General features: G+C 25.0%; 21 protein-coding genes, 1 pseudogene and 1 other annotated feature. Of the genes and pseudogenes, 10 read left to right on the top strand and 12 right to left on the bottom strand.

Features of this window, described 5'->3' with window-relative positions; genetic code table 4:
- Position 1: 1 nt before the first annotated feature.
- Complete coding sequence (locus tag AACK96_RS02475) at positions 2-1,093, bottom strand: DNA recombination protein RmuC (RefSeq protein ID WP_338974852.1); 1,092 nt, start codon at positions 1,091-1,093, stop codon at positions 2-4.
- 23 nt (positions 1,094-1,116) lie between these two features.
- Positions 1,117-2,403, bottom strand: a complete 1,287-nt coding sequence (gene obgE, locus AACK96_RS02470) for a GTPase ObgE (RefSeq protein WP_338974851.1) — start codon at positions 2,401-2,403, stop codon at positions 1,117-1,119.
- Between the two features lie 581 nt (positions 2,404-2,984).
- Here obgE and AACK96_RS02465 point away from each other — a divergent pair.
- On the top strand, positions 2,985-3,185 hold the full coding sequence (locus AACK96_RS02465) for a hypothetical protein (protein WP_338974849.1): 201 nt from the start codon (positions 2,985-2,987) through the stop codon (positions 3,183-3,185).
- Positions 3,186-3,531: 346 nt separating this feature from the next.
- Here AACK96_RS02465 and coaBC read toward each other — a convergent pair whose 3' ends face one another.
- The 4 genes and pseudogenes from coaBC to rplU all read right to left on the bottom strand — a co-directional run.
- Positions 3,532-4,704 (bottom strand): bifunctional phosphopantothenoylcysteine decarboxylase/phosphopantothenate--cysteine ligase CoaBC, encoded by a 1,173-nt coding sequence (gene coaBC, locus AACK96_RS02460; protein WP_338974847.1) that lies wholly within the window; start codon positions 4,702-4,704, stop codon positions 3,532-3,534.
- Positions 4,705-4,806: 102 nt separating this feature from the next.
- A complete protein-coding gene (gene rpmA, locus AACK96_RS02455; protein ID WP_174481212.1) occupies positions 4,807-5,094 on the bottom strand; it encodes a 50S ribosomal protein L27 in 288 nt (95 codons plus the stop codon).
- A 2-nt stretch (positions 5,095-5,096) separates the two neighbouring features.
- Positions 5,097-5,408: a ribosomal-processing cysteine protease Prp gene (locus AACK96_RS02450; protein ID WP_281748879.1), complete on the bottom strand. Its 312-nt coding sequence runs from the start codon at positions 5,406-5,408 to the stop codon at positions 5,097-5,099.
- Positions 5,409-5,742: 334 nt separating this feature from the next.
- Positions 5,743-6,033: pseudogene (gene rplU, locus AACK96_RS08415) on the bottom strand (50S ribosomal protein L21); the annotation flags it as partial.
- Positions 6,034-6,044: 11 nt separating this feature from the next.
- Positions 6,045-6,117: a sequence feature (ribosomal protein L21 leader region), on the bottom strand.
- A 295-nt stretch (positions 6,118-6,412) separates the two neighbouring features.
- Here rplU and AACK96_RS02440 point away from each other — a divergent pair.
- Positions 6,413-6,934, top strand: coding sequence for a hypothetical protein (locus tag AACK96_RS02440; RefSeq protein ID WP_338974844.1), 522 nt, complete (start codon positions 6,413-6,415; stop codon positions 6,932-6,934).
- Positions 6,935-7,072: 138 nt separating this feature from the next.
- The gene (locus tag AACK96_RS02435) at positions 7,073-8,965 is read left to right on the top strand and encodes a PQQ-binding-like beta-propeller repeat protein (protein ID WP_338974843.1); all 1,893 of its coding nucleotides are present in this window, start codon (positions 7,073-7,075) and stop codon (positions 8,963-8,965) included.
- A gap of 97 nt (positions 8,966-9,062) precedes the next feature.
- Here AACK96_RS02435 and AACK96_RS02430 read toward each other — a convergent pair whose 3' ends face one another.
- The 3 genes from AACK96_RS02430 to AACK96_RS02420 all read right to left on the bottom strand — a co-directional run bounded on the left by AACK96_RS02430 (position 9,063) and on the right by AACK96_RS02420 (position 11,998).
- Complete coding sequence (locus tag AACK96_RS02430) at positions 9,063-9,518, bottom strand: DxFTY motif-containing membrane protein (protein ID WP_338974842.1); 456 nt, start codon at positions 9,516-9,518, stop codon at positions 9,063-9,065.
- A 146-nt stretch (positions 9,519-9,664) separates the two neighbouring features.
- On the bottom strand, positions 9,665-10,204 hold the full coding sequence (locus AACK96_RS02425) for a hypothetical protein (RefSeq protein ID WP_338974840.1): 540 nt from the start codon (positions 10,202-10,204) through the stop codon (positions 9,665-9,667).
- Positions 10,205-10,429: 225 nt separating this feature from the next.
- A complete protein-coding gene (locus AACK96_RS02420; RefSeq protein WP_338974838.1) occupies positions 10,430-11,998 on the bottom strand; it encodes a hypothetical protein in 1,569 nt (522 codons plus the stop codon).
- A 327-nt stretch (positions 11,999-12,325) separates the two neighbouring features.
- Between AACK96_RS02420 and AACK96_RS02415 the strand changes: the two genes are divergently transcribed.
- The 5 genes from AACK96_RS02415 (at position 12,326) to AACK96_RS02395 (ending at position 19,225) form a co-directional block, all read left to right on the top strand.
- Complete coding sequence (locus AACK96_RS02415) at positions 12,326-14,467, top strand: ATP-dependent Clp protease ATP-binding subunit (protein WP_338974837.1); 2,142 nt, start codon at positions 12,326-12,328, stop codon at positions 14,465-14,467.
- A gap of 83 nt (positions 14,468-14,550) precedes the next feature.
- Positions 14,551-15,564 carry a heat-inducible transcriptional repressor HrcA gene (gene hrcA / locus AACK96_RS02410; RefSeq protein ID WP_338974836.1) on the top strand — a complete coding sequence of 338 codons (1,014 nt, stop codon included), beginning with the start codon at positions 14,551-14,553 and terminating at the stop codon, positions 15,562-15,564.
- Between the two features lie 15 nt (positions 15,565-15,579).
- Positions 15,580-16,224: a nucleotide exchange factor GrpE gene (locus AACK96_RS02405; protein WP_281748893.1), complete on the top strand. Its 645-nt coding sequence runs from the start codon at positions 15,580-15,582 to the stop codon at positions 16,222-16,224.
- 14 nt (positions 16,225-16,238) lie between these two features.
- The gene (gene dnaK, locus AACK96_RS02400; RefSeq protein ID WP_281748892.1) at positions 16,239-18,086 is read left to right on the top strand and encodes a molecular chaperone DnaK; all 1,848 of its coding nucleotides are present in this window, start codon (positions 16,239-16,241) and stop codon (positions 18,084-18,086) included.
- A 20-nt stretch (positions 18,087-18,106) separates the two neighbouring features.
- Positions 18,107-19,225 (top strand): DnaJ C-terminal domain-containing protein, encoded by a 1,119-nt coding sequence (locus tag AACK96_RS02395; RefSeq protein WP_338974831.1) that lies wholly within the window; start codon positions 18,107-18,109, stop codon positions 19,223-19,225.
- A 48-nt stretch (positions 19,226-19,273) separates the two neighbouring features.
- On the opposite strand, the gene AACK96_RS02390 is transcribed toward AACK96_RS02395, so the two are convergent.
- Entirely contained in the window at positions 19,274-20,113 is an 840-nt protein-coding gene (locus AACK96_RS02390; protein WP_338974829.1) for a DUF1295 domain-containing protein, read from the bottom strand.
- A 188-nt stretch (positions 20,114-20,301) separates the two neighbouring features.
- On the opposite strand from AACK96_RS02390, the gene AACK96_RS02385 reads away from it, so the two are divergent.
- Complete coding sequence (locus AACK96_RS02385) at positions 20,302-20,490, top strand: hypothetical protein (protein ID WP_338962322.1); 189 nt, start codon at positions 20,302-20,304, stop codon at positions 20,488-20,490.
- 119 nt (positions 20,491-20,609) lie between these two features.
- Positions 20,610-21,386: a BspA family leucine-rich repeat surface protein gene (locus AACK96_RS02380; protein WP_338974827.1), complete on the top strand. Its 777-nt coding sequence runs from the start codon at positions 20,610-20,612 to the stop codon at positions 21,384-21,386.
- A 421-nt stretch (positions 21,387-21,807) separates the two neighbouring features.
- Here the strand turns inward: AACK96_RS02380 and AACK96_RS02375 are convergent, their stop codons facing one another.
- Positions 21,808-21,966 carry a hypothetical protein gene (locus AACK96_RS02375; protein WP_252320760.1) on the bottom strand — a complete coding sequence of 53 codons (159 nt, stop codon included), beginning with the start codon at positions 21,964-21,966 and terminating at the stop codon, positions 21,808-21,810.
- A gap of 179 nt (positions 21,967-22,145) precedes the next feature.
- Entirely contained in the window at positions 22,146-25,103 is a 2,958-nt protein-coding gene (locus tag AACK96_RS02370) for an AAA family ATPase (protein ID WP_338974825.1), read from the bottom strand.
- Positions 25,104-25,169 lie beyond the last annotated feature (66 nt).

The raw sequence follows: 25,169 nt of genomic DNA, 5'->3' as shown, positions 1-25,169 counted from the left end.
ATTATTCACTCTCTTTTATTTCTTCAGACATTTCAAAAATATTGTTATAATGTCCAGCAATTTTATTATGGGTTTTATCTAAAGTTTCAATGGCTTTATTAGTTGTATCAAAACCAGACTTAACTTTTTCTCATCTATCAACCCAACGATCAAAATCATCTTTGAATAAACGTAATTTTTTTGCCATTTTTTCTAAATTTTTATTGAAATCAATGTCTTTACGATTTTTATCAACTGTAAATAAAACAGCAGATAAAGTAGTAGGAGAGGTAATTCAAACACGTTTCTTAAAAGCATATTCAACAATATCATCAGCAAATTGTGCGTAAATAAAAGCAAATATTTCTTCAGAAGGAATAAACATTACTGCGCTAGAAATCTTATTTTTAATATTAATATATTTTCCAACTTCATCAATTCGTTTACGAATATCATTACGAAAATCTTTTAAATAATTTTCTTTAACTTTAATATCTTCACTTACTAAATACCTTTGATAGTTATCAATTGAAAACTTTGAATCAATAGCAATTCCTTCTTTTTCAGAATCTGTTTTTACATAGGCATCAACAACTTTGCCATCAATTGTTTTATATTGTCGTTCTCATAATTTTTGATTTGAACCCAACATATTAGTCAAAATTTTTTCTAAAACAAATTCACCAACATTACCACGTTTTTTAGTATTAATAAAAACTTCTTGTAAACTTTGAATATTATCATTAATTTTTCCTAAAACAGTTGATGATTCTTGTAACTTTGCTAAATCTTTAATAACATCTACTACTTGTCTTTGAATGACATCAGCATTGCGTTTATAATCATCTTCTTTTTTATCTAAATTTTTTTGAAAATTATCAATATTACTCATTAAATTAATTAATTTTTCGGTTTTATCACGATCCGAACCATTTCATGATATTTTAAAATCATTTAATTGTTCTTTTAAAGTTTCTACTTGCATTTTTAAAAAGTCTTGTGCAATTGGGTCACTAGTAACATTCTGACTTTTTTTAATTTGCATATAAATTATTAAGCCACCAATACTACTAATAATTAAAATAACTACCAATAAACTAATTACTATTTCCATTTTCTATTTTCCTTTGCCCTTTTTTATTCTTCTTCTCAAATCATATCATAATTAAAAATCTTAACATGATCACCTTTTTTTATTCCTTGCTTTCTTAATTCATCATAAATTCCTAAATCTTGTAATTTAATTTTAAATAATAAAATATTATGATAATTATTTAAAGGATTTTTTTGATATATTACTTCAACAGTTTTACCAGAAATAGTTCATTGATTACTTGCAATTTTAGTAATAAAAACTTGTGGAACATATTCTTTATTAATATATTCATAAAGAATATGTTCTTCATTATTTTCATCATTATTAACTTGATGCAGTTGTTCTTTTTCAACAGCTTTAGCAATATCTTTAATTAATATATCCAAACTAATATGTTTCATAGCAGAAATTGCAATTATTGGTAATTTAATTTGTTCTTTTAATTTCTCTAAATTAGTTTCTGCATCTGGTAAATCAATTTTATTTGCAACAATTAAATGCGGTTTTTTTGTCAAATCTTTATTATAATTTTCTAATTCACTCATAATTAATTGATAATTTAAAAAATGATCTTGAGTCTTATCACTAATATCAATCATATGTACTAAAACTTGACAACGTTCAATATGACGCAAAAATTGTAAACCTAGTCCTTTTCCTAAACTAGCTCCCGCTATTAATCCAGGCAAATCCGCCATAACAAAATTATTATTTTTATCAACTCTAACAACACCTAAATGCGGATTAAGAGTAGTAAAAGGATAATCAGCAACTGTTGGAGTTGAAGCAGAAATAGCTCCTAATAATGTTGATTTACCGGCGTTAGGCAACCCAACTAATCCGGCATTAGCCAATAATTTCAACTCACAAATTATTTCAAAATGTTGTCCAGGCATTCCTTTTTCACATATTTTAGGTACTCGATTTATTGCCGAAGCAAAACGAGCATTTCCTCGTCCACCAAGACCACCGGCAGCAATTATTATTTCTTGTTTATCTTTAATAATATCACCAAGAATATTTTGAGTTTTGTTATCTCTAATAATAGTACCCAATGGAACTTTTACATAAGTATTGGTTCCTTTACGTCCATGCATATTTTTGGGTGCACCATTTTTACCATCTTCAGCAGTTATTTCTTTATTTTTACGTAAGTCTAATAGAGTATTCATACCCAAATCACCAATAAAGATAATATTACCGCCTCTTCCTCCATCTCCACCAGATGGACCACCTTTGGCTACATAAAGTTCACGACGAAAAGCAACAACACCATCACCACCTTTGCCAGCAGTAACTTTTAATTTTGTTACATCTATAAAACGCATTTCTTACTCCTTTTTTATATTAATAAAAACTCTTATTATATAGTGTTAACATTTTTGTGTAAAATACTATTTTATTTTTCATATAATTTTAGTATACAGATATTATTGTTAAAAAAATAATATTTTACTATATCTAGTTAATATTTTTTGTAAACCATTTTTGCTTTATGAAAATTAAAAAAATGTTTTTTTAATATTAAATATCATTTAAGTTATTTTCATATATGAAAAATTATATATTAAAATAAAACTTATAGGTGTTTTTATTAATTTGCTTAAAATCAAATAAATAGTTTTTTTTATTTAGTTTTATCTTTGAAAAAATATATTGTATATTGATTTTTTCACATATAAACTTTATTTGAGATTTATTTAAAGTAATTTAAAAAAATAAAATTTATTACTGACTTATTAGTAAACTATTTTTATTTAAATTAAAACATTAATAATATTAGTTTAAATATATTCATTATTTTTTTAATTTATAGGAAAAAATAAATGAAAATTTAATTAAAAATATTTTAATAAAACTCAATTATTAAAAATAAATATTTATATTTAAAAAAAGGGGTACTTTAAAAATGATAAATGATAAAGATAAAAATATAGTAAAAAAATCTGATGTTGATAGTTGATGAAGTATTACCACTAGTAATAAATGTGATAAAAAAATTGAAAAATTAAATAAAAAACAACAAGAAACAGTTAATGAATTAGAAGAAATAAGTAGTCTTTATGCAAAATCAGTAAAAGAATCATTAGATAAATCAAAAAAAAATTAAAGAACTAGAAGATAAAATTGATGAATTGGAAGAACAATTAAAAGCATGTATAGAAAAAAATAAAAAATTAGAAGAAGATTTAAAAGAATGTAAAGTAAAAAGAGAAGAATTGGAAAAAAACAATTAAAAGAAAATATTGAAGAACTAAAAAAATAATACAAGACTGTAAAAACAGTTTAGAAAATCTAGAAAAAAATAAAAAAATACTAAGGATATTAATAAAAAAATTAGAGACTTTGTACTTGAATGTGTACCTTTAAATTAAAAATATACTTAAATATATAACATTTTCTTATATATTTATTGATACAAATTAATTACATATTCAAATTCTATTTTTATTATATTAATAATTTAAAATATTCTTACTTATAATATCAACTATCTGTTTAGCAACTTCCACTTTTGAACCAATCAAATTATAATTATTATTTTTAAAATAAAAATTAATTTCTGTTTCATTTTTACCCATAACACTAATATTATTAATACAAATACCATCGCAATTTTTAATTTTCATTTTTTCTATACCAAGATTTTTATCATTAACTTCTTGAGCAGCAAAACCAATTAAAACTTGTTGTGCTTTCTGCTTACCTAAAAATGGCAATACATCAATATTAGCAATCAGTGATAAAGATAAATTTTCATTTTTATTTTTAATTATTTTATTAGGAATATATTTACTTACTTTATAATCATTTAAAGCAGCAGCGCATATTACAATATCAGCATTATCAAAGTTTTCTTTCATTGCTAAGAACATTTTTTCATTAGTATTCGCTTTAATAATAGTTAGGTTTTTTTGCGATTTAATTTCAAAATCACAATCACCTGCAACTAACACTACTTTAGCATTAGTTTTAAGAAAAGAATCTACTAATGCTTTACCCATTTTTCCTGAAGAATTATTAGTAATATAACGAATTGGATCAATATAAGTTTTAGTACGACCAATATTAATTAAAATTTTTTTATCAGATAAATCAATACTTTTTTTAAAAAAATCTTTAATTATTGTTAATGCATTATCTGGACTTTTAACCCGTCCATCACCAATCATCTTACAGGCTAACATTCCTGAATCTGGAGGAATAATAGTAATATTTTCAAAATTAGATAATTCTAATAAATTTTTTTGAAAACTTTGATTGTGATACATATTATGATTCATTGCTGGAAATAATATCTTTTCTGCTTTGGAAGCTAAAAATACTGATAATGCTAAACTATCAGCAATTGCTAAATTTGCTTTACTAATAAAACTCATAGTAGCAGGATAAACAATAATTAAATTTGCTTTAATTGCTAAATTAGTATGAGTAATTAAATCTCCTTTAACATATGATTCTTGTTCAAACATTTCAGAATAATAAGAAAATGTTTTATCTTCTAGAAAATGTAAAGAACTTTTAGTACAAATAATATCAACTAAAAATTCTTTTTTTAATTGTTTTAATAAAATTAAGGCTTTGTTTGCTGCAATACTACCAGTAATTATTAAAGTAATATGTTTCATTATTTTCTCCTATCATATCATTAAACATAAAATAAACAAACAAAACCTATCTTCAAAATATGATAGCATTGAAAATAGGTTTTTATTATTAAAAATTTATTTTTACTTTTTATCAAGTATAACTGAAACTCGTGTTTTATTTTTTTTAAAAATAGTATACTTAACAATTCCTGATTTTAAAGCAAATAAGGTATCATCACCACCACGTCCTACATTTTCACCAGGGTGAATTTTAGTTCCACGTTGACGATAAATAATTGTTCCCTCTTTTAAACTTTGTCCATCACCAATTTTAGCACCTAAACGTTTAGAATGTGAATCACGACCATTACGAGTTGAACCCACTCCTTTTTTTGAAGCAAATAATTGTAAATTTAATTTATAAAACATAATTACACCTCCTTTATGTTAATATATTTTGGATATTGTTCTTTAATAGTTTTTAATTGTCAAAGCATTGTTTTTAAAATGATTTGACTATTATTAGTGAAACTAGCAACTTTAAGTTTAACTAATCCAGCAGTATTATTAATTACTTGAACTTGATTATTATCAAGTTCATGAAGTGCATTTAATGTACCAATAACAATGGCTGAAATCCCTGCACAAACAATATCATTTCCAATTTTTGAAAAATTAGCATGACCAGTAATTATAACTTCTACAATGTTACTATTTTGGTAATTATAAGTAACTTTAACCATAATTTAATATTACCTTAAATTATTTTTTATTATTTTCATCATCTTCTTTAACAACTTTAACAGTCATATTTTTATGATCAAAAATAGTTTTTAAATTACCTTCACTAACAACAGTTTTAGTGTTATCTGGTTCTGTAATATTATCCTTAACAACTGATTTAGTTTTAACAACTTTTTCTTTTGTAAGTTCTTTTTTTACTTTACTAACTACTGATTTTGGCTCTTTAATAATAGGAGTTACTACTTCAGAAATTACTTCTTTTTTTACTTCATCTTTAATTACTGGTTTTGATTGTTCAGTCTTCTTATCAACAAGACTTTTACCACCAAGTAAGATATCAGTAATTAATACCTTTGTATATGGCTGACGGTGTCCATACATTGTTTTTGAATTTTTCTTAGGTTTATATTTAAACACTCGAATCTTTTTTGATTTATCTTGTTTAATAATCTCACCATGAACTTCAGCACCTTTTAGGAAAGGTTTACCGAATTGTTGATCAATCATCAATATTTTGTCAAAAATAATCTTATCTTTAGCTTTGCCAACAAGTTTTTCAACAAAAATCTCTTGACCATAGGAAACGTTAATTTGTTTTCCTCCTGTTTGAATAACTACAAACATTTTTCTTATTACCTCCAGTTTAGACTCGCCTTATAGGTGGAATAAATCACTTGTTAACCTAAAGTAGAGCGGTTGAAACTGCATAAACAGTCTTAAATATTATAAAGTATTTTTTATTAAAAGCAATATAAAATTAGTAATTATACACATAATTTAATAAATATAAAAATTACTAAAAAAGAAAAAAATTATATCTTTAATATTTAAATAATTAATGTAACTATAATTATATCTACACTAGATTATGTAATTAATATTCTTTTTATAATTATTATTGAAATTATGATATTATTTTTCTAAACTTAATATAAGTTTTTAACTCATTACTTATTCAAAAGTAAATGAGTTTTTTTATTTTTAGAAAGGAAGATTAAAAGAGATGGCTAAAGATAAAAATATCATTAATGAAACAATTGATTATTTACCGTTGTTTGGTGCTGGATTAGGAGCTGGATTAGGAGCAATTGACGGTCTTTCATGAACAAATCCAGTGCCTGTTACCAACATTGCGATTGGTGCTGCAGCCGGAGGAATAGCAGGTTATCAAATTAAAAAAGCTGTAAAAAATAAAGATAAAAATAAAACTAAAGTTGGAACATCATTAATTTGTGGTGCTGGTGCTGGTGTATTAAATGCAGTATTAAATCCAGAAGCATCATTAATGAATACATTAGAAGCAACTGCTGGTGGTATTGTAATTGCTAAAGGTGGTAAATATATTGTTGATAAAGGCAGTAGTTATGTAAAATCTAGACCAGAATATCAAATATTGAAACAAGGATATAAAATCAAGAAAAAAGTAAATAAAATTCAAGATTTTTCTTCAATAAAAAATGAAGCAAATTCACTAAATTCACAAAAAAAATCTTCAACAAATCAATATAAATTAAAACTAATGTAAACTGATCAATAGTAAATTAAAACATTAAAACATTATTTAGGAATGAAAATATAATTGATATTCAATTTAACTCATTCCTTTTTAAGTGTTGAAATTCAAATATAAAAGAAATATAATAACACTTTGGAGTGATGAAAGATGAAAAGAAAATTAAGTTACAAAAAAATGCTAGCAACAGTTGGTGTATTAACTGTTGTATTACCAATGTCTTTAAGTATTGCATCATGTGCAATAAAAGAAAAACAAAAAAATAATGATCAAAAAATAGTAAATGCAATTAATCAAACTAATTATTCACTTGATAATATTATAATTAATAGTACTATAGATGAATTAAAAACAAACATTAGTTCAGAATTTATTAAAAATTCATTAGATGAAATTAATCAAAAAAATTTTAATAATGATTTATTTTCATTAAATAAAATTATAAATGAAAAAAATGAAGAAATTAATAATAATGATTTTAAAAAAATAGGACTTATTAATGCAAAAATTAATTATAATTATGGAAAAATTAAAAATCAATTTGTTGATTTAAAAATCAGTGTAAAATATTCAGATAAACAAATTGTTGATGCTATTAGTGAAACTACATATACAGTTAATATAACAATGAAAGATAGCTTAGAATCTATCAATAAAAAAATTAATAAATCTGAATTTATTAAAAATGAAATAAAAAATAATGATATTAAAAATGCTTTTAAATTCGAAGATTTTAAATTTAATAAAATTATTAATAATGGAGAAGATTTAAAACAAGAAGATTTAGATAAATGAGGTACAATTAATGCTAAAATCATTTTTAATTATGGAGAAATTAAAAATAAAGAAACTTTATTAATAATTAATATTAATGCTTCTTCTGAAAAAATTGTTGATGCTATTAATGAAACAAAATATACAAAAAAAGTTAATTTTCAAAGTTCAGTAATGGAATTAAATGATTCAATTAATGCTGAATTTATTAAAAATTCATTAATTTCTGAAATTAAAAATTCTTTTAAAAATAATTTATTTTCATTAAACAAAATTACTAATAATAAAGAAATTGATTTAAAAGATGAAGACTTCACAGTTAGTGGTTCTATTGATGCAAAAATTAATTATAATTATGATTCATTTAAAAATTTAACTACTAATCTAACAATTATCATAGGTGAAGGTCAAATTTCTAATAAATATGAATTAAATGATGGAAAAATAAATAAATTTCTTCAAATCTCAGATAGTATAATATTTGCTGCAACAGAGAACGGAAATATTTGAGAGATTGATTTTACTAATAATACAAAAATCAATAAATATCAATTAAATGAAGAACGTATAAATAGTTTAATTAAAGCATCAAATGGTAAAGTATATGTTGGTACAATAACAAATACAATTTGAGAAATTGATTTAGAAACTGAAACTGCAGAAAAGAAATTCATTGGATTTGGTGATAAGTATGATTCTAAAACTTTAATTGAAGGTTCAAAAGATAAGTTATATGTTGGTACTGGTATTGGTAATGTTTATGAATTAGATATTAATACTGGTAATACTAAAAAATATCGTTTTGACGATTGAGGTGATGTAAATGCCCTAGTTAAAATTGCAGAAAATAAAATATACGCTGGCACTAGTGAAGGGAAATTATGAGAAATTGATTTAGAAACTAAAACCCATAAATTAAAATATGATTTTAAAAATAAAAGTAATATTATTTTTGATATTAAAGCACTATCTGATACTGAATTAATATTAGCAACAGAAGACAAAATTTATCAGTATGATTTAATCAAAAATGAAATAACAGAAAAAATTAATTTGAAAGATGGTCAAATTTTTTCTTTATCAATAGAAGATTTAAATAACAAAATATATGCTACAACCGATAATAATAATGTTTATGAACTTGATTCAAGTTTTAGTCAAGTAAAAAACAAATATGAATTAAATGCTTCAGTATATTCATCATTAATAGTTGACAAAAAACTATTTGCTGGAACGATTACAAATGTATGAGAATTAGATATTGAATAATTTTTATATAGTAAATAAAAAACACATACTTAAGAAGGTGCGTAACATATATTACGCACCTTCTTTTCGTTTTATTTTTTTAGATTTATATCACTTATTATAACTTAATATATGATTTTTTTTGTTTTTTTCTTAATACTAATAATAAAATAATACTCGTTAAAAAAATACCAATAACAGCACCAGCGATTGAAATAATAAAACGTATTAAAATTTGTTGAGGAGTTAAAAAGTATCCTGACAAATAAAATAATGATAAAACAAAAGCAAATGGAATACTATATGTAAATTGATCTAATTGATGTAATTTTAACTTATATGTAATAAAGGTTATAATAAAAGTAAATATAATTAAACTTAAACTAGAAAGTACCATTATTCAAAAAGGCAATTTAAAAGTAAAAGTAAAATCAGTACTAGTAGTAAAAAAAAGAATAATTCCTGGAATTAATACTTGTATTATTAAATAACCAACACTTAGAAAAAACTTAGTTCTTGGAAATGTATTTTCACTATTATTTTCAAAATTAACTTCTTGGTTTTTATTTTCCATACTTATCCTCTTCTATAATATAATTCTTTACAATTTTAACATGCTTTTATCAATAATTAAATAAGATTTATATTTATTAAATAACACTTATTTTAATACAAAAATTTAAAATAAAAATAAAAATAGTTTTCCACAATTTAATGAAATTAAAAATTACCTATCCTATAAATTAATTGATTTTTTTGATTTAATTTTTGTTTTATTTTGTAAATCGTATTAGAATTTATTGCGTGTTTTTGTGCTTCTTCTAAATCTTGTTTTTGTACTTTTTTCTTTTCATCAAATTTTTTTGCTGCTGCTTTTCCTTTTATAATAGCTACATGACTACCTTTAACAACTGCATAAGTAACACCACCAGCAACAGCAGTTCCTGCAACAATAATGCCAGCAGGTGGAGATACAAAAAAAGATGTAACCAAAACAGCACCAGCACCAATAATAGTACCTCTAACAGCACCTTCAGGAATACCTTCATAACCCCCCCTAACAAGTCCTTTAGTAGATGCAGAAATAATTTTTAATGTTTTTGCTGCTGTTGAATGTTTTGTTTTAAATTTTTTTCAGTATTTGTATTTTTTCTTAGTCATTTCTGGATGATAATTACTATTAACTAATATAAAATTAGTTTCATCTTTTTGTCTTTCATCTAAATCTGCAATTGCCTTTTCTACTTCTAATCAAGTCATTATTAACTTCTCCTTTTTTAAAAAAATAAAAAAACTCATTTACTTTTGAATAAGTAATGAATTTAAAACTTATATTAAGTTTTAAAAAAATAATATCATATTTTCTATATTTAGTATCGAAAATTTAATTATTTTTATCAATATTACATAAATTTTTATACTATCTATATGATTAAAATTTAATAAACTATATCTATAATGACTAGGCTTACTTCAATTAACCACTTACTTTTTAATTTTTATTCTTCTTAATATTGCTATAACTACTGGAATAGCAATAATAACTAATAAAAAAGTACTACCAATAATTATAATATTTCAATTATTAATTAAAGTTGTTGTCTTTGGTTTTATTTCTGCTAAAGCAAAAGGGTTATTTTTATTTTTTTCATCATGTTTAACATTAGCATATAAATGAGTAATTAAATCGTGCTCATAAAATAATAATCAGTAATGTAATTGACCTGGATTTAGTACATCAATTGCACAATCTATATTAGTAGCTTCTTGTAAATACTGATTAAATTCAATACCAGATTGACTATTAGCAAAATTAGTAAAACCAGAAAACTTAGTTGATAAAGGATTAATATTATAAATATTTAAATATTGTCTTGAAGAATTATCAACTTTATCATTTACTATTCTTTGTAATAAATAAATAGTATGATCTTCAGATTGATATGTTTTTAATGGTTGATTTGAAATAGGTGTTACCTTTTCTTCTTGGGGAACAAGATTATCATCAACACGCTGATATGTTCATTTATCTTCACTAACATTAGCAGTAATAACAGCTTCTGATTTAATTTGACTAAAAGCAATCATTTGTAAATTACTATTTTTTTCATCATTAATAAAATATTGATGAATTAATGAAGATTTATCTTCTTTTTCATTAATAACTTGAATGTCTGGCATAGAACTATTAATAGTAAGTGTTTCTTGTCTTAAAACAGTACTACCATCACTATCATTTCATTTAACATTATATATAGTGGGCTTATTTTTACTATAATCTTGGTTTAAAATAGCATAGTCAAAAGTTTTATTACTATTAGTTTTAACAATTTTTTTTATTTCTCTGTTTTCATTATTAATAGAAATTTCTAATCCTGATTTTTTAAAAGGAGGATGCACATAAAAAACAAACATTTCATTACTAAAACTATCCTTAGTATTTGCAAATGGTCCAATTGGAAATATTTTAGCACGCGTTTCAAAATTAGATTTTTGAAAATTAGTAGTTGGTTGTAAATTATATGGAACTTCCATTAAAGTATTAATGTCACTTGCTTCATATATTGTTGCAAAAAGTCCTGCATCAATACTTTCTTTAATTGTTTGATGATATTGTAAAATTAAATTATTACTTTTTTCATTAAAAGTATGACCAAAAACACCTGCAGTAAGAAAACCTAGTGCATTTTTAAAATAACTACTATTATCATTAATAATATTTTTTAATTGACTATAACCTTGATCATTAATAATATCATTGGTTTCAATATTACTATGTGTTCAATCATTATTAATAATTTGATCATAACTATCAAAATTAACATTTAATGGTGTATTTTTAACATTATTATATAAATATTGTGAATCATTATTTCAATGTTTAATACTATTAACTAAGTTACGATTTGATGACTTAACAGTAATATGAAAGCCGCTAACTTTACTATTACTAGTTTGATGATTTTTATTATTAAAACTAATACTTAATACTGAGGTTACTAATAAACTGCTAGCACTAAGTAATAAAATTAATTTTTGTTTAAATTGTTTCATAATATTTCCTTATAAATTTAATATTTAAAAGTTATTAAATTACTATTATTTATTTTTATCTAGCAATTATGTAATTAGTATATCAATTCTTTTAAAAATATGATATATATTATTTACACGAGAAATATATATTTAAGATCTAAAATACCTACAAGATCTATCACAAATATTAATATTATATTAAGTTTCTTTAATTGAAAATACTTATCCCTAAGTCAATTAAATATAAAATTAGCAGTTACTACTTGAAACTGCTAATTTTATTTGTTAGTATATTAATATGATTAGCAATCAAGTAATTATAGTGCTAAAAAGAGGAGTGACATTATGCAATTAAATGAAATCCCTAACTATAGTAATCATCCTAAACTTCTTGATAAATTCGCTCGTAATCTAATTGTACAAGCTAAAACAGGAAAAATGGATCCTATTATTGGACGTGATGAAGATATTCGTAAAATAGAAGAAATACTCTCACGAAAAACTAAAAACAACCCCGTCTTAATCGGTTTACCTGGTATTGGTAAAACTGCTATTATTGAAGGTTTAGCCCAACGTATTGTTCGTGGTGATGTTCCTAGTAACTTAAAAGATAAAATTATTTATGAACTAGATATGGGAGCACTAATTGCTGGCGCTAAATTCCAAGGTGAGTTTGAAGAACGATTAAAAGCGGTTATTAACCAAATTAAAAATTCTAATGGAAAAATTATTTTATTTATTGATGAACTACATTTAATTGTTGGTGCTGGTAGAACACAAGGTTCAATGGATGCTTCTAATTTACTAAAACCAATGTTAGCGCGTGGTGAGCTACGTTGTATTGGTGCCACAACGCTTGACGAATATCGTCAATACATTGAAAAAGATGCAGCCCTTGAACGAAGATTTCGTAAGATGATTATTAAAGAACCAACAACAGAAGATACAACTGCTATCTTACGTGGTTTAAAAGAACGTTTTGAAGCTTATCATGGTGTAAAAATTCATGATAGTGCATTACGAGAAGCTGTTTATCTATCTAATAAATATATTAATGATCGTTACTTACCTGATAAAGCAATTGACTTAATTGATGAAGCTTGTGCTAGTATTAAAACTGAAATTGCTTCGGTTCCTAGTGATTTAGATGATATAAGAAGAAAAGTCTTACAATTAAAAATTGAACAAGCAGCCTTAAGTAAAGAAAAAGATGAAAACTCGCAAACAAGACTAATTGAAGTCGATAAACAATTAAAAACTAAAAAAAATACTTTACAACAATTAGAAGATAAATGAATCAAAGAAAAGTCAGCATTAGACCATATTACTAGTTTAAAAAATAAATTAGAAAATGCTAAATCAGAACTAGAATTGTATCAATTATCAGGTAATTTTACAAAAGCTGGTGAACTACAATATAGTATTATTCCCAACTTAGAAAAAGAACTTAAAGATAGTGAAAATATAAAAAAAGATAATCCTTTACTACGCGAAGATGTTACTAGTGAAGATATTGCAAAAGTTGTTGCAAAATGAACTGGCATTCCTGTTACTCGTTTATTAGCAACCGAAAAAGAAAAATTATTAAAATTACCCTTAACTTTAAATACGAGAATTAAAGGTCAAAGTAATGCCCTACAGTTGGTAAGTGATGCTTTAATTAGAGCTCGTGCTGGTATTAAAGATCCCAATCGCCCAATTGGTTCATTTATTTTCTTGGGTCCAACCGGTGTTGGAAAAACTGAAGTTGCCAGAACCTTAGCTGATATTTTATTTGATAGCGAAAAAAATATGGTTCGTATTGATATGTCAGAATTTATGGAAAAACACGCAGTTAGCAAATTACTAGGTTCACCTCCTGGCTATGTTGGTTATGAAAATGGTGGACAATTAACCGAAAAAGTAAGAAGAAATCCTTACAGTATCATTCTTTTTGATGAAATCGAAAAAGCCCATCCTGAAGTATTAAATATTTTATTACAAATTCTTGATGAAGGTAGAATTACAGACAGTCATGGTCTCTTAATTGACTTTAAAAACACAATAATTATTATGACTTCAAATCTTGGTTCACAAGAACTATTAAGTGGTAAAGATAACAGTAAAGAACAAGCATTAAATATCTTAAAAAAATCATTTCGACCAGAATTTATTAATCGAATTGATGAAATTATTATCTTCAATCCATTAAGTAAAAAAGTAATAACAGAAATTATTATTAAAGAATTAGATACTTTATTATTACGATTAAGACAAGAAAAAAATTTACAATTATCTTATGAATCAGAAGTAGTTAATAAAATACTAAAAGATGCTTATGATGAAGAATATGGCGCACGACCGATTAAACGCTATATTCAACACTATATTGAAACTATTATCGCACAAGCTATTATTAAAGAAGAACTAATACCCCACAAACGAATGGTAATTACTATCAATAAAGATAATATGTTTATTCTCAGTAAAAAAATAAAATTCAATTAAGTCTTGATATTATTACACTCTCAGTTATAATTATATAAGTATTGGCATTCAATGTTAATGAATGCTAAAAAAGGTGGTGAACAATGTTAAGTAACAGACAATCACAAATTTTAAAAATCATTGTTGAAAAATATATTAAAACAGGATTACCAATTGGTAGCAAAACTATTTTAGAAAATAATAACAATATTAATTTTTCTAGTGCTACTATTCGTAATGAATGTGTTGAATTAGAAACATTAGGATTATTAGAAAAAGCACATAGTTCTAGTGGTCGTATTCCTTCAACAAAAGGTTATCGCTATTATGTTGATAATTTAATGAATATGGGTGAACACCAAGAACTAGAAATCTTGAAGAAAAAAATAGCAGAAGTATTTAATAACCGTAACTTAGTAATTACCGAAGTATTAAATAAAACTAGTAGTATTTTAAGTGAAATGACTAATTTGATTAGTATTGTTACTGGTCCTAATCTTAATGAAGATACTTTAAAGAAAATTGAATTAATACCGATTAGTAATGATAATGCTTTAACAATTTGTATTACTAGTAATGGTCATGTTCAAAACAAAATGTTTAATATTCAAGAAACATCATTAACCGATTTATCAATTGCTATTGATATTTTTAACACCAGATTAATTGGTACTAAAATTAGTGAAATTAGTGAGAAAGTAAATTTATTAAAACCAATTCTTGAACAACAAGTACAAAAATCAGAATATATTATTCAAGGATTTGTTAACACTTTAATTAATTTCTCACGACCACTATCAACAACACATGGTGTTCAATATATGTTAGAAAATCCTGAATTTAATGATATTAATAAGGTTAAAAAAATTATTAAATTCATTGAATCACAATCACCATGAATGTATTTTGATGAATTAAATAATAATCAACTACAAATTAAAATTGGTGAAGAACTGGGCAATGAAAATAACGATATGGCAATGATTACTACTACTTTTAAAGTTCATGATGGTGAACAAGGACAAATTGCAATTGTTGGACCAAAACGTTTAGAATATGAAAAACTAACCGAAATTCTAAATTGGATTAATCAAACATTGATTAAAAACTTTAAATAGAAATGAGATGATAAAATGACAAAAGCTAAAAAAGATAACATTGATAACGTATCAGCAACAGAAACTAAAGATACAACTATTTCAACTCCTGTTACTGAAACACCAGTAAGTGTCGAAGAAGAAAAAATATCATTAAATAAAGAAATCGAATTAGAAACAAAAATTAAAGAATTAACAACAGAACTTAATAAAATTAATTCACAGCAAAAGCAATTAATGCTAGCTACTAGATTAAATACCATTAAAGAATTAGAAATTCAAAATAAAGAACACATTAAATATGCTAACCAAAAAATTATTAAAGATTTAGTTCATACTTTATTAAATTTCCAACGAGCACTAAACTTTAAAACTGATAATGCAGCAGTTCAAAATTTCCTAGTTGGTTTTAAATTTATCTATGAAGAATTAATTAAAGCACTTGGTAAAGAAGGTTTAAAAGAAATTACTGCTAAAGTTGGAGATCAATTTAATTCTCACCAACATGAGGCAGTAGAAATTATTAATGATAATACAAACAATGCTTATCAAAATGTAAAAAATAATACTATTGTTGAAGTTATAGCTAATGGTTATGAATTGCATAATCGTGTCATTAGCACTACTAAAGTTAAAGTTTTTCAAACTAAAGAAGAAAAAACAGAAACAAAGAAAAATTAAGGAGTGAAAATATTATGTCTACAAATAAAACAACAAATAAAGAAATCATTTTAGGAATCGATCTAGGAACAACTAATTCATGTGTTGCCGTAATGGAAGGTGATAAGCCAAAAGTTATTGAAAATGCCGAAGGTGGAAGAACAACACCATCAGTTGTTGCTTACAAAGATGGTCAAATTATGGTTGGTGAAGTTGCTAAACGTCAAGCTATTACTGATCCAGATAATACTGTTAGTTCAATTAAAAGAATTATGGGAACTAAAGAAACAGTTAAAGCCGCTACTAAAACACGTAAACCAGAAGAAGTGTCTGCAGAAATTTTACGCACTATTAAAACCTTTGCTGAATCAAAACTAGGTAAAAAAATATCAAAAGCAGTTATTACTGTTCCTGCTTACTTTAACAATGAACAACGTGAAGCTACTAAAAATGCAGGAATTATTGCGGGATTAAAAGTAGAAAGAATTATTAACGAACCAACTGCTGCTGCCATTGCTTATGGTTTAGATAAACAAGATAAAGATCACAAAATTTTAGTATTTGACTTAGGTGGTGGAACATTTGACGTTTCAGTTCTAGAATTAGCGGGTGGAACATTTGAAGTATTATCAACTAGTGGTGATAACAAACTTGGTGGTGATGACTTTGATGACTTAATTGTTCAACATTTAGTTAGTGAATTCAAAAAAAGTAATGGTGTTGACTTATCAAAAGATAAAATGGCAATGCAACGTTTAAAAGATGCTGCTGAAAAAGCGAAAAAAGACTTATCAGGAGTAGTACAAGCTGATATTTCATTACCGTTTATTTCAATGAATGCCTCAGGTCCATTACATTTAAATGAAAAATTAACACGTGCCAAATTTAATGAACTAACAAAATCACTAGTTGAAAGAACTATTGCTCCTGTTCGTGATGCCTTAAAAGAAGCTAAATTAAGCAAAAATGAAATTGATGAAGTTATTTTAGTTGGTGGTTCAACAAGAATCCCAGCTGTGCAAGAAGTTATTAAAAACGAAATTGGTAAAGAACCACATCGTGGTGTTAACCCTGATGAAGTAGTAGCTTTAGGTGCTGCTATTCAAGGAGGAGTATTATCGGGTGATGTTACTGACGTTTTACTATTAGATGTAACTCCTTTATCATTAGGTATTGAAACTTTAGGAGGAGTAATGACACCATTAATTTCTCGTAATACTACTGTTCCTACTAAAAAGTCACAAGTATTTTCAACTGCTGAAGACAATCAACCCGCTGTTGATATTAGTGTTTTACAAGGAGAACGTCCACTAGCTAAAGATAATCATTCACTAGGTCGTTTCCAATTAAGTGGTATCGAACCAGCACCAAGAGGTGTTCCACAAATTGAAGTTACTTTTGATATAGATGTTAATGGTATTGTATCTGTTAGTGCTAAAGATCTAAAAACTAATAAAGAACAAAAAATTACTATCAGCAATAGTGGTACTTTAAGTAAAGACGAAATTGAAAAAATGGTACAAGATGCTGAAAAGAATCGTGAAAACGATGAAAAACATAAAGAAGAAATTGAATTATCTAATCAAGCACAAGCCTATATTTATGATATTGATAAAATGACTGCTGAAGTTACTAAATCAGCAAAAGAAGGTGAAGCAGAAAATCCACAAATTGCTGAAATGAAAAAACTACGTGATGACTTACAAAAATCACTAGATGAAAAAAAATATGATGATTTAAAAGAAAAACTAGAACAATTAAAACAAGCATTTGCTGCTGCACAACAATTTATGAACCAACAAAAACAAGAACCAACAGATCATATTAAAAAAGATGATAATAAAAGTGATGATGTTATTGATGTTGACGCAACAACTAAATAAAATAATTAGAGGTGGACAAAATGGCAAGTAAAAAACGTGATTATTATGAAATTCTAGGAGTTTCACGTAATGCTACTCCAGATGAAATTAAGAAAGCGTTTCGTACGCTTGCAAAAAAATATCATCCTGATTCACCAAGTGGTGGTGATGAAGCTCGATTTAAAGAAATAAGCGAAGCTTATCAAGTTTTATCTGATACTAATGAAAGAGCAAAATATGATCAATTTGGTCATGATATGCCTGGAGTTGGCAGTTCTTCTGGTTTTGGTGGTTTCGGTGACTTTAGTTCAGCATTTGGTGATTTATTTGGTGACTTATTTGGTGGTAATAGAAGACAACAACAACAACAACGCTATAATGGTAAAACACCAGGTGATAATATCCTAACAAAAGTTGAAATTAGTTATCGTGATGTATTCTTTGGCAAAAAAATGACCATTAGTATTAACATTGATGTTGCTTGTAAGGATTGTAAAGAAACTGGTGCTAGAACTCCTAATGATATTAGTACATGTGATAAATGTAAAGGTAAAGGAGTTCTTGAATATGTTCAACAATCACCATTAGGTATGTTTAGACATCAAGGTGTTTGCAACCAATGTCAAGGACTTGGTAAAATTATTCGTCAAAAATGTTTAAAATGCAAAGGACATCGCTATTATATTGAAAATCAAAAATTAGAATTTGATATTCCTCGCAGTATTTTTGATGGTCAACAAATTAGAATTAAAGGTAAAGGTAAAATTGGTCATAATGGTGGCACTCAAGGCGATTTATTTGTTGGTATTAATATTAAGCGACACGCTTTCTTAGATCGTCAAGGTAGTGATATGTATATTAAATTACCAGTATCTTACTTAGATATTATTTTGGGAAATATTATTATGATTCCTACCTTTGAAGGAATAATTAAACATAAATTACCATTAGGACTACAATACGGTGACAAAATTACTTTAAAAAATCAAGGATTCTATTACCCTAATAGTAGTAAACGTGGTGATTTACATGTTATTCTTGATATACAAATGCCTAATAAAGTTACTAAAACAGAGCAAGAAAAATTATGAAATATTAATAACGAAACTAAATTTGATCCAAATGAAGATTTTGTTAATAGTGCAATAAAAAGAATTTAATAAATTAATATATAAAAAATAAGAACATATGTTCTTATTTTTTATATATTAATTTTTCACTTTATTAATTGGACCTTTTTTACCAATATAACACATTACACAACTAGTTTCATTTAAATATTTGTAATAATCTTCATTAGAGTGGAACCTTTGTCATTGTTTTACTTCTCATATTGGTATGTCGGTAATATTAATTACTACAACATTAAAATACAACGGACTTAATAATCATAATAAATGATATAAATAATTTATATCACTATTAATATTTTTAAATAATAAATCACAAATAAACAATGCTGTCATCATATATCAAAACCCAATTTCTGCTAAATAATTAGGGTGACGACAATCTTTTCATAAACCATAATTAATAAAAAATAAATCATGTTTTTTCTTTAAGGAAAATCTAAACTTTTGTCAATCTGCAATTGTCTCAATAACTAAAAATAAAATAGCAAGCATAATAAAAATAAGTAAGTAATTATTAAATGTACTATTAAAATAAACAATATCAAGACTTAATGCAAAAACCGTAGGAATACTAATCATAAAAACTGAAATTCCTTGTAAAATTGAAAAAATACTAAATTTTCAAAAATTAATAATAATTTTATCAAACCGATATTCAACCTTATGTTTAATAATTTTTAATAATAAAAAACTACTTAATCTTAGAACTCAAATATTATAAAGAACAAACAACGAAATTTGGACAGGACTAAAATTTTGCTTTCAAGCAACAATTATCACACTTAAACAAATAAAACTTAAACAATAAATAATTTCAGTTAAAATAGCAGTTTTAAAAATAAAAGCTATCATAAAGAAAATAAAATTAATAATTAATGATATTAAAAATATTCAAAGTATAATATAAAAATCCATAATAAATACCCCTTAAATTATATTAAATATATTTCAATTATAACAACTAATGAAATAAGTTTAATAACTTAGATTTAAATTTTAATTTTGTACAAAAATATATTTAAATTATATAATATAAGTTTATAATTAACTTTAGTTTTAAAGTAATTGAATTTTTAATTTTAAAATAAAGGGGAATTAAAATTATGCCATCAATAACTGAAATAGTTAATATATATTACACACAAGATTTGTTAAAAGAAAGAGAAAAAAATAAAAATATTAAAAAAGAAAAAGTACCTGACAAATTAGATGTTAATAAAATAAATTCTAATGATACACAAAATAAACAAACATTAACAAACAAAGATAATAATTATTGCAGTATTTCATAATTTGTTATTAATACAAATATACAAAAATAGTTAATTGCATTTATTTTTAAAAACACTAAAATGTAGTTAACTTCTTAAATTTAAGAAGTTATTGGAAAAACAAAAAGGGGGTTTTCATAATGAAAACATTAATAAAAACATTAAGTATTTTAACACTTGCAACAACCACAGGAAATTTAACGGGTTTCTTAAACTCAACTATACAAAAAAATAATATTACAACTAACTATATTCAAAGTAAAACTCAACAAGATACAATTTATATTGACAAAGATGGCAAACAAATAACAACTAGTGAAAGAGACTTATCAAAGATAAATAGTAAAGAAATTATTCAAATTGGATTTTTTAAAAATATATTAGGAGAAATTCAAGCTGTTAGAATGCCAAGAACAATTGAAAAAGTACCTGACAAATTGCCACCAGAAATAACATCTTTAAAAAATATGTTTACAGGTACAACCTTATTCAATCAAGACCTTTCAACATGAGATACTTCCAATATAACAAATATGAATTTTACATTTAATGGAGCCACTTCATTTAATAGCAATATTACTAATTGAAATGTTTCTAATGTAAAAAGTACTTTTGTTATGTTTGCAAATGCAACTTCATTCAATCAAGACCTTTCAACATGAAATGTATCTAATATAAACCGTTTTAGTCTTATGTTTTATGGTGCAACCTCATTCAATCAAAACCTTTCAAACTGAAATACTTCTAATGCAGTATATATGAATTTTATGTTTTATGGTGCTAAATTATTCGATCAAGACCTTTCAACATGAAATGTAAAAAAAGTAAGAGAACATAGTAACTTTGCAAACTATTCAGGAATTACTAATCCTAATAAATTACCAAAATTTAAAAATAATATTATAACAATATATTAATTAATATATTACTAATTTTTCTTGCCTTGTATATTAATACTTAAAGTGTTAAAATTAAGATGGATAGAAAATATTTCCTAGTTTTGGATTAATCTTATCATTGCTAAAATTTATAGAAACTATTATTAATCCAAAATATCCTTTTAATTTATCACATATATAAAGAAGGTGTTTAAAATGAAAAATTTAATTACTGCCCTAAGTGTTTTAACACTTGGACAACTGTAGGAAATTTAAGTAGTAACTTAAAGACTAATCAAAAAACAGAAGCTGTTAATACTATTTTAAACCAAGATATAAAAAAAGTAAGTAATGTTGATTTATCTAATATTACTGCTGAAAATAACGTTTGAAAATATCTAACAAAAAATAACGTAGCAACATATGCGGGTGGCGAAAACTATTATCAATATTATTTTGCTTACCATGTTATTGGATTAAATCATGATACATTACATAAATTAAATAATGCGATTGGTTCGGGAATAGGAGCAGTCTCTGCTGTCCTAGGTGTTGCCTTACCAGCATTAGCTCCAATAATTGGTGCAGTTGCAGCAATATTAATTGCACAATGATACATATGACAAATTACTGACTATGATAATGGTAATGGAGTTGTTATTGATATGATTGGTTTAACACCAACATGAATCGTTAATGTTTCATCACAATAAAAAATAATAATACTTAAATTTATTAAAAACAGACCTATTTCACGGGTCTGTTTTTAATAAATTTATTTTTAATATAACATAAAATTTAAACGACATAATTAACATTTTTCGCTGATTTATCGCTTTCAATAATTTTTTTAGCATCTGCTAATTTAATGGCTACCATTTTCGTAATTCCTTGATTTTGCATAGTTGTCCCATATAATACATCACAATTTTCCATTGTGCCTGGACGATGAGTAACAATAATAAATTGCGTATATTGTGAAAAACTACGAACATATCTAGCAAAGCGTTCTAAATTAGCTGGATCCAATGGCGCTTCAACCTCATCTAATATTGTCAATGGCAATGGCTTGACTTTTAAAATAGCAAATAATACTGCTAATGCAACTAATGATTTTTCACCACCTGATAATAAGTTTAAATTACTAATTCTTTTACCAGGAGGATTAGCAAGCACTTCCACACCTGTATTTAAAATATCATTAGGTGATGTATATCGTAAACTACAAGTTCCTCCACCAAATAAAGTTTGAAATGTTTCGGGCAATACCATATTAATAGCTTTGATTGTTTCATCAAATTGCGTTACCATAACATTATCCATTTCATCAATGGCTGTTAACAACGATTGTGATGCTAATTGCAATTCATCATGTTTAGTTTTTAAACGTAAATAACGTTCATTTTCATTTTCAAATTCTTCAATAGCATTAATATTTACAAATCCTAAATCTTCAATCTCACTACGTAATTGTTGTACCAAATTACGTGCTTGTTGTTCATCTGCTAATGGTTCACTATAATGTTCTCTAGCATATTCATAAGTTAAATTATAAGTTTCAACTAAACGTCTTAAATGTTGTTCTACTTTTGACTCCATTTTTACTTGCTCAAGTTTTTGATTATTTAATTTATCACTAGTCATAAAATGTTCTTGATTTAAACTATATAATTCATTTTCTAAAGTTTGCATTTGTTCTAATAATTGATGTTTCTGTTTACGAATTAATTGTAATTGACTTTTTATTGTCGCTTGATCATATTTAGAATTTTCATATTGAATAAAAATATCATTTAATTGATTTGTAGTATCAATATCTAATTTTTTACCAGTCAATGTTTGATATTGAGTAGTTAATAATTGTGATTGATTAGTGATATCACTAATTTCACTAATCAATTTATTTATTGTTAAAGTAATTGTCAACTTTTGACCTTGATAATTATTTAATTCGCTTTCAATACTTGTTCTTTGGACATTTATATTAACTAATTGTTGTTCTAATGATTTAATTTCTTCTTTTAATTCAGAAACTATTAACTTTTCTTTAAAAACATTAATACTATTTTGATGTTGATAACCTCCAACAATAGCACCTCCAGCTTTAATTAATTGACCATCTAAAGTTACACATTGATATTTAGCAGCAATTAATTGTGAAATAACTCTTGCGCTTTCTAAGTCTTCACAAATAATAGTACGACCTAAAAGAAAATTAATAATTGGCTGAATTCTATTATCAACTGCTGTAACTAAATGATGAGCAAAACTTAAATAACCCGATTTGCTATTAACAATAATTTCATCTTCTTTAGTCGCTGTTCGAACTTGAATTGAATTTAAAGGTAAAAAAGTGGCAATTCCCGCTTTATTTTGTTTTAAAAATTCAACAGCCTTGGTTGCATCTTTGTTAGTCGCCGTAACAATGTTTTTTAAAGTATTACCCAATACTTTAACAATCGCTTCACTATAAAGATCGGGCACCGAAATTAAATCACTCACTACTCCAATGATGCCATATAGTTTATCTTTATTATTTAAAATTGTTTGAACACCCAAATATTTTTGATTTTGTCGTTGTTGATAATTAATTACCGATTCTAATTGTGCTTTTTTTTCGCCTAAACCACGATGAATATTATTTTGTCCTAAAATTAAATCTTGATGTTGAACATTTAGTTCTTCAAATAAATTATTAATTTTATCAAAGTTTTCTTGTTCTTTTTTTTGTAAAAAAGTTTTTTGTTCAATAATAGTAAGCAAAGTTTCAATTTCATTTTTTAATTTTTCAACTTCTGTTTGATCTTTTATTTCATTTTGTTTTGTTTTCATTAATGATTTTTGTTGTTCTAAAACTTGCAATAAACTATTAACATTAGATAAATTCATTTCTAAACTATTAATGTTTTTATCTAAATCATAACTTTTATTTTTTAAAAATTTTAATTGTTGTTCATTCTTACTAATATTTAAATTAAGTTGTTGTTGTAAAATTTCATTATCATTTATACTGACTGTTGTAAGTTTTAATTGATTATGATATGTCTCCAAATCTTTAACAATAATAGTAATTTCATATTTTTTTAAATTATCACGTAATTCAACATAAGTTTTAGCTTTCTGTGCTTGTTTTGCTAATGGTTCAATTTTTCTACTTATTTCACTAATAATATCATTAACTCGAACTAAATTTTCATTAGTACGCTCTAATTTACGTAATGACTCTTCTTTCCTCTTTTTGTATTTTGAAACACCCGCAGCCTCTTCAAATAAAGTTCTTCTTTCTTCTGGTTTAGAATCAGCAAATTTTGAAACATTACCTTGACTAATAATTGCAAGTGAACCTTTAGCTAAACCTGTACCCATAATAATTTCTTGTACATCTTTTAAACGAACACGGGCTTTATTAATGTAATATTCATTTTCTGAACTATTACGAAAAGTTTTTCTAGTAATTTGTACTTCATTAAAATCAACTTTAAATATTTTATTAGTATTATCAAAAACTAAAGTAACTTGAGCACTATTTAATGGTTGTTTACCTTTAGCACCATTAAAAATTATATCTTCACTATTTTCACCACGTAATGATTTAACTGATTGTTCACCTAAAACTCAACGAATAGCATCATTAATATTAGACTTTCCAGAACCATTAGGACCAACAATACCTACAATATTAGTATCAAATTCTATTGTTAAAGGCTCTGCAAATGACTTAAAACCATATGCTTCAATTCTTTTTAAGAATGCCATCTTACCTCACCTATTTTAAAATATATATTTATATTTTACCATGAATCAGTTTAATATTTATTGCTA

Source organism: Spiroplasma endosymbiont of Tricholauxania praeusta, from assembly GCF_964019535.1.
GTDB lineage: Bacteria > Bacillota_I > Bacilli_A > Mycoplasmatales > VBWQ01 > Spiroplasma_E > Spiroplasma_E ixodetis_A.
Note: the sequence above shows the minus strand (reverse complement) of the source record. Positions and strands in the feature narration are given on the sequence as shown.